General features: G+C 40.3%; 8 protein-coding genes. All 8 read right to left on the bottom strand.

The window, feature by feature from the left end; all coding sequences use genetic code 11:
• Positions 1-7: 7 nt before the first annotated feature.
• On the bottom strand, positions 8-3,331 hold the full coding sequence (locus tag INQ51_RS10170) for a TonB-dependent receptor (RefSeq protein ID WP_233377864.1): 3,324 nt from the start codon (positions 3,329-3,331) through the stop codon (positions 8-10).
• A 147-nt stretch (positions 3,332-3,478) separates the two neighbouring features.
• Positions 3,479-4,489, bottom strand: coding sequence for a FecR family protein (locus INQ51_RS10175; protein WP_233377865.1), 1,011 nt, complete (start codon positions 4,487-4,489; stop codon positions 3,479-3,481).
• Positions 4,490-4,626: 137 nt separating this feature from the next.
• Entirely contained in the window at positions 4,627-5,199 is a 573-nt protein-coding gene (locus INQ51_RS10180; protein WP_233377866.1) for an RNA polymerase sigma-70 factor, read from the bottom strand.
• A gap of 518 nt (positions 5,200-5,717) precedes the next feature.
• Positions 5,718-7,478 carry a RagB/SusD family nutrient uptake outer membrane protein gene (locus INQ51_RS10185; protein WP_233377867.1) on the bottom strand — a complete coding sequence of 587 codons (1,761 nt, stop codon included), beginning with the start codon at positions 7,476-7,478 and terminating at the stop codon, positions 5,718-5,720.
• Between the two features lie 10 nt (positions 7,479-7,488).
• On the bottom strand, positions 7,489-11,019 hold the full coding sequence (locus INQ51_RS10190) for a TonB-dependent receptor (protein WP_233377868.1): 3,531 nt from the start codon (positions 11,017-11,019) through the stop codon (positions 7,489-7,491).
• Between the two features lie 207 nt (positions 11,020-11,226).
• A complete protein-coding gene (locus INQ51_RS10195) occupies positions 11,227-12,297 on the bottom strand; it encodes a FecR family protein (RefSeq protein ID WP_233377869.1) in 1,071 nt (356 codons plus the stop codon).
• A 127-nt stretch (positions 12,298-12,424) separates the two neighbouring features.
• Positions 12,425-13,066: an RNA polymerase sigma-70 factor gene (locus INQ51_RS10200; RefSeq protein WP_233377870.1), complete on the bottom strand. Its 642-nt coding sequence runs from the start codon at positions 13,064-13,066 to the stop codon at positions 12,425-12,427.
• A 393-nt stretch (positions 13,067-13,459) separates the two neighbouring features.
• A complete protein-coding gene (locus INQ51_RS10205; protein ID WP_233377871.1) occupies positions 13,460-15,973 on the bottom strand; it encodes a family 78 glycoside hydrolase catalytic domain in 2,514 nt (837 codons plus the stop codon).
• Between the last annotated feature and the right edge of the window lie 27 nt (positions 15,974-16,000).

Genomic DNA, 16,000 nt, shown 5'->3' on the forward strand with positions numbered 1-16,000 from the left:
TCAAATTTTAAAATTTAACGGAAAGCCCAACATTGAATGATTTTGAGATGTAAGAATTATAAGACACTTCCGGGTCCCATCCTTTGGGATAATGATCGAGTGAGAACAGATCATTTGCTGACGCGTAAATCCGAACACCTTTAAGACGCATCTTTTCAACAAGTGTTTTTGGTAAAGTATATCCAAGAGTAATGTTTTTCAATCGGAAATAAGCTCCGTTGAACAACCAGTAATCAGACATCTCATAATTGTTATTTTCAGCTCCGACATAAGATAAGCGAGGATATTTTGCATTCAGATTTTCCTCTGCTGTATTGTAAGTACTCCAATAGTTTCCATCAATAATCTCAGGAGCGTTGGTCCATCCGCTGAAAAAGGGTTGTACCATTTGAGGAACGATCCTACTGTTTTGCTTGCCCACCCCTTGAAATACCAAGGACAGATCAAAACCCTTGTAACTCACACTGATATTCCCGCCGAAGAGGAAGCGAGGCATTGATCCTCCCAGCAAAACCCGGTCGTAATCGGGAGTGATCTTCCCGTCGGGAACACCATCGGGTCCACTTATATCAACATATTTTATATCACCGGGTTTTAGTGATTGGTACAACAAAGGAGAATTATCAACCTCTTCCTGCGTTTGGAAAAGACCATCTGATTTGTATCCATACCATTCATTAAATTCACTACCTTCTTGCTTTATCTGGCTTCCAAGAAAAACGATACCGCCCAAATCTCCCATTACTGTTTTGTAATCTGATAGGTTAAATGAGGCAGAATAATTCAGTTCTCCTATTTTATCTTTCCACGAAAGTTGTACTTCCCATCCGTTTGTATTCATAATGCCGGTGTTCTGATCTGGATTTTCAAAGCCCATGAAGTCAGGTATTTCTAATGCCAGCAACATGTCACGTGTTTTCTTCTTGTAATAGTCGCCGGTAAACATTAAGCGGTTGTGGAAGAAATTGGCATCTACCCCAACATCCCAGGTTTCGGTTGTTTCCCAGGTAATATCTTCGATAGCATATTGAAATTGAGCGGCTGTTATTCCCGAAACGATCTGATCTCCCTGGTAAAAGAGAGCGTTGGAGAAGCCTATGGATGATTGGTATGGATAATTCCCAATCCGTTCATTGCCCAAAGTTCCCCACGAAGCTCTTATCTTCATAAAAGACAATGCAGGTATATTTTGCATAAACGATTCTTCTGAAATAGCCCATCCTGCCGAAACAGAAGGGAAAGAAGCCCAACGGTAATCGGGATGAAAACGAGAAGAACCGTCGTAACGAATGTTGGCTTGCAAGAAATATTTGTTTTTGTAATCGTAAATAATTCTACCGAAGAACGAACGATAGGCTGACTCTGTTGCTGAACCAGCGTTATCCCGGTAATCAAGTGGCCCAAGATTCAAGTAGGGAAAATTCGACAACACATAGTTCTCACGCGAAGCGTCCAGCGATTCGTTAAAAGATGAAAAATCTTCATAGCCCCCCATCAAATTTAGCGAGTGAATGTCTCTTATTGTCTTGACATAATTGGCTAGGAACTGTTTGGTAAGGGTTTTGGCTTCATTTCGCCCTTCAAACAAAGAAGTGCTTTCATGTCCGGCAATGTATCCTGAAAATACAGTCGGGTCTTCGGCACTGTAGTAAGGAATTTTTTTTACGAATTTTTTACTTTTTGCAAAGTGAAGATAGGGAGACAGAACACCGGTTATTGTCAGTCCTTTAATGGGCTTAAATTCGAGAGAAGCCTTCCCCATAAATTTATTATTCCGGCTGTCACTGAAGCCTCCATAATGTAAACGGGCATATTCATTTGACCCGGCTTTACCTTCTGCAATTCGTCCATCCTCCCATAAAGCGGCATACACTGGAGCATACCGAATCGCATCGTAAACAGGATTGTCCACCGGGCTACTAGAAAGGGATGAATTGAATGAAAAATCAAGATTTGCGGATAAGTAATTATTGATTTCTATATTATTATTCACTCGTGATGAAATTCGTTCATAATCTTTGTGATCATACAATGCCCCAATCTTTTCGTAGTTAACCGATGCTTTCGATTTGATTTTATCACCTCCATAGGTAACAGAAAACTGATGGTTTTGACGGGGGGCATAATCGTTTATCAATAGGTCAACCCAATCAGTGACGGGATAACGGTCGGGGTTAGTTTTATTCCATTCGATCCAGTTATCCACTTCCTCCTTGGAATAAACGGAATATTCACCTCCAGGATTGTTGCCTGCATCGTTCCATGTTTGCTCATTTGACATCTCCAAATAGCGTTGCGCTCCTACCACTTTAGGGAAATCGGTTGGTTTTTCAATCCCAAAACTGGCATTATATTCCATATTTATCTGTCCGGCCTTTGCTCGTTTGGTCGTGATCAATACCACTCCAGCTGCCGCTCTTGCCCCATAAATGGATGCTGATGCAGCATCTTTCAAAACCGAGATATCCTGAATATCATTTGAATTAACATCGTTAATATTGCTCACCGGTACCCCATCAACAATAATTAGGGGGTCGCTGTCACCAATAGTCGTAATCCCCCGAACGCGAATGGTTGCACTAGCACCAGGCTCTGAATTGCTACGGGTAACCGTAACACCGGGCATAGCCCCCTGAAGTGCCTGTGACAATTGAGTGGTCTGCCGTTCAGCGATTCTCTCCCCGGCAACTGTCGAAATTGATCCAGTCAGGTCCTTTTTCTTCATGGTACCATAACCAATTGCAACTACTTCTTCCAATCCAATAGCTTCCTCTTCCATCATAATATTAATCTTGGTTTTCCCGGAAACTGAAATCTCCTGTGTTTTCATTCCTACAAATGAGAAAACCAAGGTGGCGTCCTCTGGAATATTAGGAAAAATATACCCACCATCAGCATCGGTAATTGTACCCTGAGTGGTGCCTTTTATCACAACGGTTACACCAGGAAGAGATGCTCCTGAAGAATCAGTTACCTTTCCTGAAATATTTCGTTGTTGATTTTCAGCTAGTCTCTCCTCTAGTGCCATGTCGCTCTGCTTATGGATTACAATTAGCCTGTTATTGATAGTATAGGTGATGCCTGTACCCTTCAAAACCTGGTAAAGCATTTTATCCACGGTCTGATTCTCAATATCCACATCCACCTTTTTGCTTAAATCAATTTGCTTAAGGTTGTACATAAAGGAGAACTCCGATTGATTTTCAATCATTTCAAACAATTCTTCAAGTGTCAGATGATTCCCTTTAATTGTTAGTTCTTTAGTTTGCGAATAGCTGGAGGCTGAAACCTGTAGCAATGCAACAAACATAAACACTCCGATTAGTTTCATAACCCTTAAAAATTTTGGGAGGGTGTCAAACTGCCAACTACTCCCCCTGTTTAGTTTTTTTTTCATAAATTTGACATGTTAATACAATGATTTAATTATTATTGATTACTAAAGGTGGTTTGTCCTGGCCGACAGCCACCTTCTTGGTTATTTCATAGGCTTGTATATTATTTCAAACTCCCTAAATCCCTTCTTTTTATAGTCTATTGGCGTAGTAAGCTTCAGTCCGTCCAGTACTTGCCAAATGGTTTCCTGGTTTTTGAAGTTTCCACTATAACGCATTTCATCCAGCTGAGGCAAAGAATAGGTCAGGGTTACATTGTACCAACGCTCCAGTCTTTTGATCAATTCAGGGAATGAAATTTCTTTATACCTGAATTCCCCTTCTTTCCATGAAGATTCCACTTCTGCATCACTCTCTTTAACCTGATACTTCCTCTCTACCCTATTCAAATAAATTTGCTGACCGGGAACAATACCCACAGGCTCACTTTTTCCAGTGAACAAGATACCAACCTTGCCTTCCTTAAGCGACACTTTAGAAAACGGGTCATCCCCATACGCACATACATTAAATTGTGTACCGGTAACCAGAATATCATAATCGTTGGTTTTTACGGTAAAAGGATTAGCTGTATCTGATTTTACGTTAAAAAAGGCTTCTCCAATCAGTGATACTTCACGTTTCCCTTCAACAAAAACGGAAGGATATTGCAGTTCTGAGCCAGAATTCAAAAAAACAATAGTACTATCGGCCAATGTCACCCGCGATTTTGAGCCCAGCGGTACATTAACCGTCACCATTGCTTGTTTGTGCTGAACATCAGGAATACTATTTCTTGTCATATTCAGTATAAGCATGGTAAACAAGCCAATGGTTAAAGCTGCTGCAATTCCTGCAGCAGCTTTCCATTGCCTAACTAAACTAACTAATGGTTTACTATTTGAAGCTTTCTCTCTATAAAAGGACAACAAGGCTTCTTTTGTACTATCTTCTTTTTTTAACGAGGCGTCCCAAACATCTTTGATTTCAAAAAATGTTCTGCTGTTCTCTTCCGATTCCGTCAGCCAGCGATTAAGATCTTGTCGGTCAGCTTGGCTATATTCCCCATTTAAGTAACGAGAGATGATCGGTTCTATATCCGTTTTATGATTCATTTTTTCTCTTCCTATAATACTAATACACCTAAAGTGCAAAAACTACGTCACGAGGAAGAGTTTTTTTATCTTTTTTCACAAAAAATATATCGTTGAATGGATTCGATCTTAGATAAAAAGTGATGGAGAGATAGAACTTATTGTTCAATAAGGTATACAGTCTGCTTTTCTGTTGTCTGAAAGATCATGTTCATGAGGACAAAAACCTGATTCTTGGTTAATTTTTTTCGCAGTGTAGACAAGGCACGGTAAAGTCTTGTTTCAACCGTTCTTTCAGGGATTTGTAATTTTTCGGCAATCTCTCTGTTCTTCAATCCCTCAAACCGACTCAGCTCAATAACTTCTCTGTATTCAGGTGTTAACGAACCGATAGCCTTATTTATTATTTCAAGGTCTTGTTTCTCGATCAGTGATTTTTCTCCGCTTTTGTAGAACTCGAGTTCCAATAATGGTAAAGTAATTTGCTGTTTTTCAATGTGCTTACTAACGACCAATTTATGGCGCAGGTAATTCAGGCACCCATTTCGGACAGCATTGTAGAGATAGGGTTTAAGATGTGTTTCATTGAGCTTGTGCTTCTGATTTTCCCATACCATCGTAAATACTTCCTGTAAAATATCGTGCACTTCGTTTTCATCATCAACGAACTTTAAACCATACAATAACAGGGGCTGATAGTATCTCTGAAATATTTGATCAAACAAGCTCATATTACTTAATGCTGTTTTATCAATGTTGCTTAATTGGACAAAACAAATATAGACAATCTATTGTGTTAAATAAAAGGACTACAATAATGAGTAATTACTCCTTTCAAGAACTCGTTGTTCTTACTTTCAATTTTATCTACTTTTATATGAGTAAAAAAAACTTCTTTAGTTGTGAACTAAACAAGGACCCGTAAAATCCGAATTCAGTGAATCGCTGATATAAAAATCTTAATGGGAACAGGCTCGAATCTCTCTACAATTACAATTCTATTTCAAATTTCATATCTTTGATTCAGAATATTGTTATGTTGAAATTAAAGAGAGACTTTATCGAGAACAAAAATTTAAGACACGTGTAAGAAACTGATTTAAAGTGCAAAAGAAAATACAAAATCGTCCCGTCCTGGGCACATAAAAAGCGCTTAAAACAAATGTTTTAAGCGCTTTTTTTTATGCTAAGCCACATCTCATAAACTGTCAGACATTGGCTTTAGAATCAGACATTCAAACCGAAAGCTTTATTCCCAGCCTGGATTCTGCCCTAAATTGGGGTTCATCACCAAATCGTTGGCCGGAATCGGATAAAAATAAAGTTTGTTATGCCAGGTCCTTTTTTGGTCTTTCATAAAAACCAGGGTATGCCCGTCGTCCGCAATCTGGGAGTTGTTATTTGCTCCGTTAGCGAGTTTTTCTCCCACGTAGAGATAATAAACCCCGGCAACCTTATCAGTTGGATTTAATTGTTTTGTGAAACAAACATCCAGCTTTCCGTCGCTGTTCATATCATAGGGAACCTCAAATTCAGGAATATAAATACCTTCCCAATCTTTTGTTAGTTGCTCACCTATTCCCCACCGACATACGTCCGACCATTCAAATCCTTCAAAAGAAAGCTCAATACCTCTTTCTCTCCGGATTTCCAGTATTTCAGGATTTGTTATTCCGGGGAAAAATTCGCCCTGCAAATACGGATCTACCGTTTTGGGTTTTGTTGTAAGCCCGCCTGTTATTCCTGCCCGGGCACGCAAAGCACCAACCGTTTGGGCCCAATCCCCGTCTGAAAGTGTTCCCAGTTCGGCTTTCGCCTCGGCATAGTTTAACAGCACTTCGGCATAGCGAAACAGAATAACATTGTTATCACAAACATCCACATTGTCGTATTGGGTGTCATCCAGCGTAAATTTGCTGGTTTGGTACCCGGTAATTGCATATGCATAATCCGGCGCCGTGGGAACAACTGCCCCACCGGATACACGTGTAAAACCGGGAGTGCGAATTGTCTGAGACAAACGATAATCACGATTTTCACATTCTTCCACAAAGGATTTAGTTGCATAATCGGCATCGTTTGTAAAAGGTGTGCCATCCAGTTTTAGATAGGTATGAACAAAAGGACGCACCAAACTGGGGCAAGATCCAAACGTTACTGATGTCCATTGCCGGTTGCCCGAATGAACCACTCCCAAATCACTATCAAATGTCACGGCATAAAGCACCTCAGAAGAGAGAGGAGTTTTTGCGACAAATAAAGCCCGGTAAGAATTCTCAACACCACCGCCAGTATAAAGTGAGTAACCTTCGTCCATCACGATCTGTGCAGCATCGGCAGCTTCCTGAAGCCACTGATTGGCCGTTGACTGCAAACCGGCTTCACTCTGATATTTCCGGTACGTTCCTTCCCAAAGGCAAACCCTGGATTTCAGGGCAGCAGCAACCGTTTTGGTAATTGTTGAGCAGGTAGCATCTTTCTCTGTACTGATATGTGCAATCGCAAAATTCAGGTCGGCTTTGATCGAATCGGCAATCAGCGCACGGGAATCTCTTGCACTGTAAAGCAAAGGGTCATTAACATCCAGTGGATGGCCTACCCAGGGAAGATCGCCAAACCTCTTCATCATGTCGAAATAGAAGTAAGCCCTGAAAAAACGGGCGATACCCAGGTAATTATTTCGCGTGGCAACAGGAACCGATTCGTTGTCGCAATTGGCAATAAAATAATTGATATTGCGTAATGTCCGCCAATTCCAGCCACTGCTCTCCTGCGCACTAAAACCATTCTCAGTCAGATATTTGATCACCGAGTTCACAGCGATATAATACGAATTCGTATATTGGGTTGTTCTGGTCGGAAGAACCTCGTAAAAGGAATTGGTATACATCTCAAGTCCCGTTTCACTTCCAAATACAGGTTCTACGGAGATCTGTGCTTCAGGAATTTCTTCCATATTGCATGCCCATAAAACAGCACAGGCTAATATTGTATATAGTATTTTTTTCATGTGTTTAAATTTAGAATGTTAATGATAATCCTAAACTGATACCTTTTAGCACAGGATAATTATACGCTTGTCCGCCATTGCTTATGATCGAATTCTTACCTCCATCATTAGCTGCCGATTTGGCCTCTCTGTCTTCTCCATAGATATTGGCAACATCAAAGTTTTTGGTGCGCTTGTACAACGGAGACCAGCACCATAGATTTTCAGCAGAAAGATAAAGTCGGGCAGCCTGCATACCTACTGGAGCAATCAAATCTTTGGGTAAACTGTATCCTATCTGAAGATTTTTCAGACGGATGTAAGCCACATTCTGCAAATACCGTGTTTGAACCACCGAAAGTTCGCGGGTACCCTGCAAAGCAACATATCCTCTGTAGCGCGGGAAATAAGTATTGGGATTATCTTCAGACCAGATTTCACCCAACATTGATTTTGGGATATTGTTATACGGACGGTTATATTGCCCCCAGAACAACGCATTGTCGGTTCCAGGCCACCAATCCTGCTTACCCACTCCCTGGAAAAATGCCGAAACAAAAATGCCTTTCCAGTCAGCTCCCAAATTCAAACTGTAGGTATAACGCGGAGTTGAGTTACCAATTATTTTCCGATCACCCGGGTCTTTTACTTTGTTGGTACCGTAACTAATTACATCATCATCGTTCAGATTTTTAAACTTTATATCGCCCGGCAGCCATTTGCCTGAGTTGGATGCAAAATAAAGCTTCTGCGATGCATGGTTTGCGACGTCCTCCTCCGAAGTAAAAAATCCTTCGGTTACATATCCCCATATTTCGCCAATGGTCATTCCCTCGTAATAGTTTGTACGGGCATCGTTGTAATTACCAAGGTTTTTTTCCGGGTTATTGTATTTGTCAATTTTCGAAGTATGATCGGCCATCGTGAACCGTACATCGTAATTTAACGGACTTCCGGCAACAACGAACTTATCGCGCCACGAAAGCGACAATTCCCAACCTTTGGTAGTCATATCAGCATAGTTTCCATAGGGAACCGTGGCCCCAAACAAGGCGGGAAGTTCCGGCCCCACAGTAAACATATCAACCGTTTTGCGAATATATCCATCGCCGGAAAAACGCAACCGGCCATTAAACGATCCAAAGTCCAAGCCAATATTGGCCATGGTAACCGTTTCCCATGTCAACCCGTCGGGGATAATCGATGGAGAGGAGGTTTGTTGATTCAATATACCGTTCATGAGGTGGCTCATCTGCGAAATTGAAAACAACTCGCGGTAAGCATAAGAAGCCACATTTCCGTTACCCAGCGAGCCGTAGGAAACGCGGAATTTCATATCGGAAAAAAGCTTCTTGTTAACCTTCCAGAAAGGCTCTTCTGAAATGCGCCAACCCGCTGAAACCGACGGGAAAAAAGCCCATTGCTGATCGGTCGGGAATTTGGTAGATCCGTCTAAACGACCGTTCACTTCCAGCAAATAACGATCTTTGAAAGCGTAGTTTACCCTGAAAAAACCACCGGCAATACGCCATTTTTCATAGTCGGAAGCAATTTCAATCCCGTTTCCGTTGGCTAAATTCAGGTTGTTTGCATCTTCAAAGATCAGCCCGTTTCTTTTTGTACGCAGGTAGTCGTATACCGATTGTTCGTAGTTATACCCCACCATTGCTTTCACGTAATGAGCCTCATTCCAGGTCTTCTCGTATTCCAGGTAAACGTTGGTAGCCAAATATTTGGTAGTAGAGGTTGCTTTACTAAAATCATTGGTAGAAGATCCAAGATAAGCAGTCACTCCCTGAATGGAACTGTAGGGAACCTGAACCCTGCGTCTTTTTTCTTCCCTGTCGGTATTTGCATAGGTGAAATCTCCGTTGATTCGCAAGGTATTGTCGAAAAACGTAGTTTTGAAAGAAGTTGTATTCCGTAATACCCGTTTTTCAGTATCCGATCCATTTTTGCCATACCACAAATCTCCCACACTGTAAGCGGCAGCCATTGTTAAGCTTCCGTCGGGATTAAACATCGGACTCATTGGTTCAGCCTCGCTTTCCAGTCCATACCAAACATTTCCATCAGCCACCGTAAGCGGGTTGTGATAGTTCATTTGAGAAAACTCCATATTGTTTTCTACCGTCAACCATTGATACAGCTGGCCAGACCCTTTGGAGCGCATATTATACATTTTGTAATCGTCGCTGTTGTAGTTGAATATACCGCCCTGGTCATAGTATCGTCCGGAAGCCATGAAATCGAATTTTTCACCTCCTCCCTGCATGGTCACATTATGTTCTGTCGCAAAAGTATGGTCCTTGTAAAGCAGATCGTACCAATCAGTATTGGCATAATACTGATATGCACCGTTGCTGCCAACCTCCACATCAGGGAGCCCCGAACCTGGCCTGTGATTGGCCATATTATCGTACCACTCCTGCGAATATTTTACTGCTTTATGAAAAGATGAAGGAGTACGGGCATAATCGTAATAAGCTGAATAAGCTTCTACAAAACGGGTAGCATAATCATAGGCATCGGTCACCATTTCAGGGACAACCGTAGGTGATTTTACCGAAAAATTACCGCTATATGTAACAGATGTTCTCTGCTTATCGGTTCTTTTTGTGGTGATGAGCACCACTCCAAAAGCGCCCCGTGCCCCGTAAATAGCTGCTGATGCCGCATCTTTCAATACCGAAACACTGGCAATGTCGTTCGGATTCAACATAGCCGGGTCGCCTTCTACTCCATCAATCAACACCAATGCACTTCCACCTTGTCCGATAGAAGTAGTTCCGCGAATATTAAACTGAGCCGAACGCATTGGTTTTCCATCCGTAAGAGATATGTTGAGGTTGGGTACAGCCCCCTGTAAACCCTGCGTAGCATTGGCCAAAGGCCGGTTATCCAATACTTCGCTGGTTACCTGCTCCACTGCCCCGGTCAGGTTTACCCGCTTTTGTGTACCGTAACCGATGGCTACTACTTCTTCCAACCCGATTGATTCTTCCGCCATCGTAACCGTAATGTTTGCCTTTCCGGCAAAAGGAATCTCCTGGGTCCTCATACCTACAAACGAAAATACAAGTACGGCATCGTCAGGTATATCCGCCAACACATATTCCCCGTCGGCATTCGTAATTGTTCCGCGCGTTGTGTTCTTGACCATTACCGTAACCCCCGGCATTGGTTGTCCGCCCGAATCATTTACTTTTCCCCGTACAACATTTTCCTGAGGGAGCAAAGCTTCACTCTCTCCCAACATGTCTTTTGAAGAAAGAACAATGATCCGGTCTTTCACGACATGTTTCACATTGGTTCCGGCAAACAAAATGTTCAACGTAGATTTTATATCCTGATTATCAATATCAACAGAAACTTTTCGGTCGACATCGATCATCTTTTCACTATAAAGAAAATAGAACTCGCTTTGCTCTTCAATCTCTGTAAGAACATCTTTTATAGAAGCTTGATCCATCTCTAAGCTTAGCCGTTTAGTTTGCGAATAGGTTTCTCCGGCAATAACACTTAGCGCTGAAACCAGAAGAAAAAATACAGTTAGTCTCATTATCTTCAACAGTTTTAGTGCTTGGGAGTTAAGAACTTCCCAAACCGAATCTAATTCATTTTTTTTCATACTTTTGACGTGATTTAAGTTTAGAAACTTCCCTTTGGCGAGGGATTTTTTAATGCTTGACAGGGCAGTGTTGGCGCATTGCCCTGTCCTTTTTTTAGCGAAGATTTTACATAGGCAATTAAGTTAGGTTAATAAGCTTTATTTTCTTTCTTTGAATCCGATGGTTACTTTCTGTTTTATAAATGTACCGTCAGGCAATTCTTTCCGGGGATGGATAGTATAACTGATCGGTGTAGCTATCTCAAGTAACTCCAGTACTTGCGGCAGTGTTTCATCGATCAAAGTAGCCGTGTAAGTAAACTGCCTTACCCGATTGTCAGTCAATTCAATATCCACATTGTACCAACGACTCAGACGATGTGCGATTTCTTCGATGCTCTCGTTTTTGAAGATCAGTTTTCCTTCTTTCCATGCAATGTATTTATCAATATCGCCACGGTGGGAATACACCTTATCCGTTACCCGGTTATAACTAATCTGTTCATTTGGCTCCATTTCTCCGATAAACTGTGTTTCTCCTGACGATAGTACTTTCTCAACCGCTACGCTACCCTCCACCAATGTTGCTTCGGTGCTTACTTCATCCGTATAAGCAGATACATTAAATTCCGTTCCGAGTGCAGTTATGTTTAAATCCCGCGTTTTCACCCTGAATGGCCGTTCCTCGTCATGAGCCACAACAAAATAAGCCTCTCCACTTAAATAAATATCTCTCTTATTATCCATGAATCGTAGCGGGTAACGAAGCTTACTTCCATTATTCAAGAATACCCGAGACCCATCGGGAAGAACAAAATTTGTTTTTGATCCGACAGGTGCGATAATCTCCAGCGTATCAGTTTGCATCGCAACCAACGAGCTAATTTCAAAATTATGCTGCGAGAAAGTGTACAGCAAAAACGCCAACATAGGAAGCATAGCTATTGCAGCGACCTGCGTAATCCAGTTAAGCACTTTTTTCCGCTTCGTTTTGCGAACGGAGGTGGCACGTTCAATATTGATATTGTGATGAATTTTGTCGAGCAAACGATTAAAACGTTCATTTGCATTTTGGTTCGAAGTGGTGTTGTCCGTATTTTTCCATTCGTTATACAACTCCTGTTCGACGGCAACACTCCATCCTTTCGACTTCAGCCAATCAATTACTTCTTTTAATTCGGCAGAAGTGCATTGATCATTTAAAAACTTGTGTAATAATTCTTTTCTCATTTTCTTAAAAAGGTACTCCGACTACCAAAGATTCCCATCCGGCTGCCCCAAACGGTGCAATCTTTTGGCTTACTTTTTAAGTGATACGCTTGAGAAAAGAAATACCCCTATTCGAAGAGCAGATTTTTTAATAAATAAAAAGACTAATGAATAATGAATTAGCCACCAGCGACTTTCCCATGTTATCTTTCATAAACCGAAGCGCCTTGTTCATGTGGATTTCTACCGTATTGACAGAAATATTAAGCCTCCCGGCAATCTCTTTGTAGGTAAGTTTTTCGTCCCTGCTCAGTAAAAATACTTCCCGCTGCCGTGGGCTCAACCGTTCGAGCAAGTGAAGATAGCGGCCCTGAATTTCCTGAAAGGTTAATTCATCGATGATGTCATCTGTTTCGGGAATATGTTGCAAACCAGCCAAATGATCAAGGTATTTTTGCTCATTCATACGTTTTCGGAGCATACTCATTGTATGGTTATAGGCAATGGTAAATAAGAAAGAATCAAAAGAAGTGTGCAACTCTATTTTGTCTCTTGACCGCCATAGTTTTAAAAAAACTTCCTGAACTATTTCTTCGGCATCCTGTTCCTGTTTAATCAACTTTAAAACAAAGCAGAACAGTCGGTTACTATAACGTAAATAAATCTCGTCGAAAGCAAGCAGGTCACCTTCTTTCAAACGATTAATTGCCTTAAGGTTATGTTCGTTATATTCCCTCAACTCAATCACATATTTGTTTAAATCACAAAAATGCCGACTAAAAAAATGCATTCCCTCGTTTTACTGTGGCATTAAATCCATCTCTGTCTATCAGAGCCATGTACCAACAGAATCAAAGGAATCATTCTAATTTCAGCAGAGCCGACCAACACGAAAATACAGATTTCTTTTTTATCAGTGATTTCTCCCTCTTGGAATATTTACGATTTGGGGTGTAGAATGAAAAGAAATACTAAATATTCAACTTCTTCAATACTGTCAAAAACCATCTCCTAATTGAAGAATACTTATTAAAGATGTTGAAAATATCCAATTAACCTGATAAAACAGACTTATTTTAATCAATAATGGCGATCAGTCTTAAAATTTGCCGGTTCTGAACTCCTTTTTATTGGTATAGTTTAACTTCGATACGATGAAACTTTTGAACTTTCATCGTTCTATTCATAAGGTTATTTTAATTAAAAATTCGCCTTCTGGCAACTCTATATCATTTACAGAACAGCGCTCTGGCTGCATCTTCCTCATATGGCCTTCCGTCCTTTGATATACTTTCATCCCTTTCAAATACTCTTCCCGTAACCTTAGTGTTGCTGTAGTTCCTTTGGGAACCGTAATCTCCATAGACAGAGATTGCCTATCGTCCTTTTTCCACCCAATAACTATTTCCCCGAAAGGAGAATTGTAGGTACAGTTTACAAAGTGAATATCTTTTGGGAAAAGTGGATTTAAAACAAATTTTTTAAATCCCGGGGAATCAGGATCTGGACGAACTCCTATCAAATATCTATAAAACCATGCAGAAACAGAACCAAACATAGGATGACAGTTAGAATATATGTCATCACTTTCTTCCCATGTCTCCCATAAAGTTGTTGCTCCTTGTTTTATCATATACCCCCAGCCGGGAAACTCAGTACTATTGATAATATCAAATACCCGATCAGCATACCCCAACTCAGACAGTACCTCTAAAATATATTTCGTTCCAAAAATTCCTGTTGTTAAGTGTTTGGAAGGTGCATCATCAATAGTCTTTATAAGTTCGAAAACTGCTTGCTCTTTATCCTCCTCCGGAATTATATCACATTCTAAAAGCAGTGTATAAAACGTTTGTTTATTGTATTTCTCATTTGAATCATCTAATTTCTCAATCGCTCTAACTCTTTCTTCTTCTGGCAATGTATTAATATAGGACATAGAAGCCTCGTACGATTGTCTAATTATCATATCCTCTTTCAATCCGCCATCCCAATACATATGTCTTAGCTTGTTTCTAATTTCATTTTCCAACTTTGCAAACCGTTTTTTATTCTCGCGATCATCCATAATTGCGGCAAATTTTTTCATTGTTTGTGCAGTCTTTAAATACACACATGTCCCTAATAGTTGTATCGGTACATTAACCAAAGATTCATGGTCGCTGATTCCTCTATCAACTATTCCATTAGCATGAATACGGGAAGCCTTTTCCATCCATTGTAAATTAAAATCATAGAAATCTCTTATTATTGCAGTATCTCCATAATAGATAAAAAGATTATTTTGCAGCTCGAAAAATGAAGCTTCATAATTTAATCCGCAATACTGTAATCCGACATAAGGAGCTGCATCTATAAAAACAGAATCACGCCAGGCGTCAACCCAGTCATAAAGAACTTTACGGTAAAAATCTGCCATTTCAAAATTACACACAAATGCCTCACTTGTAACCATTAAATCTCCACCATAACCAAATTTCTCGCGCCCGGGACAGTCTGATTGTACACTCATCAAATTGCTAAGAAATGTTCGCACGGTTGCTTCCTGTATTGAATTAATAAGATTATTTGAGGTCGTCAGGTAATTCCCATTAATAACATTTGTCCCCAATACTAATCCGCTAATATCCTCAAAGAGAGGTGCTTTTTTCAACCCGGAAATCTCAATATAACGGAATACCCGGTAAGAAAAAATTGGAGAATATTCAATATTATTTTGAGCTCCAAAGACAAACATTCCCCCCTGATAAGCCACTTCCGGGGCCCCTGCACCACCTATCCCTTTTGACTTTATCTGACCTGCAACAGCTGTCATCGGATTTAATGTATTATCATCATAAATTCTTTCTCCAAAGCGAAATGAAATAGAATCTCCATATTCTCCATGCATTCTGATTTTAAAAGTTCCTGTAAAGTTTTCTCCCATGTCAACTAGGAATACATTTTTTGAGGATTCTATAATCTTTATAGGCTTTTTAATACCTATCAACTGAATAGGAGGAAAAAATGTTTTTTGCAGAATTCCTCCTGGTCCTTCTTTTACAACAGCACTATTCCAAGAAGAATCATCGTAACCGGGCCGATTCCATCCACATATCTCTTTTCGGGCATCATAAACCTCTCCCAGATAAACATTATTTCGGATAACTGGCCCATAATTATATTTCCATCTTTTATCGGAAATAAATTCTTCAACCTCACCACTGGTATACTCCACTATTATTTTTGCAATAAGTACAGGTCTTCCTGTTGCCAGATAATCCCGGAGATTGTATTTCCCCCAGAACTTCATTGGAAGAGAATTATAAAAGCCATTTCCGAGTGAAATTCCAACACAATTGATGCCTTCTTGCAGTTCTTTTGAAATATCATATTCCGAATAATATATTCTTTTCCGAAAATCAGTCCATGCCGGGTCGCAATAAACCCCATTCATAATATCAATACCGTTTAAAGAAGCTTGATAATAACCAGCAGCCGTAACTAATAGCTTGGCGGTTTTTATACCATTTTTAACAGTAAATTCGTTACGAAACAACGGAGCTGGATCATCACTATACAAAAGTGAATCACATTTAGGTTCCTCTTTCTCATCTCCAATCCAGCAAGCATTCTCTAAACTGTTTACTTTTTGCGCTACGCCTTTATTTACACACAAAATCGAGGCGATGAAAAAAACTATGACTAAAAACTTCATTCTTAAATCTTTAATTTGGCTTCCAGG

It is taken from the genome of Maribellus sp. CM-23, assembly GCF_021354595.1.
Classification (GTDB): Bacteria; Bacteroidota; Bacteroidia; order Bacteroidales; family Prolixibacteraceae; genus Draconibacterium.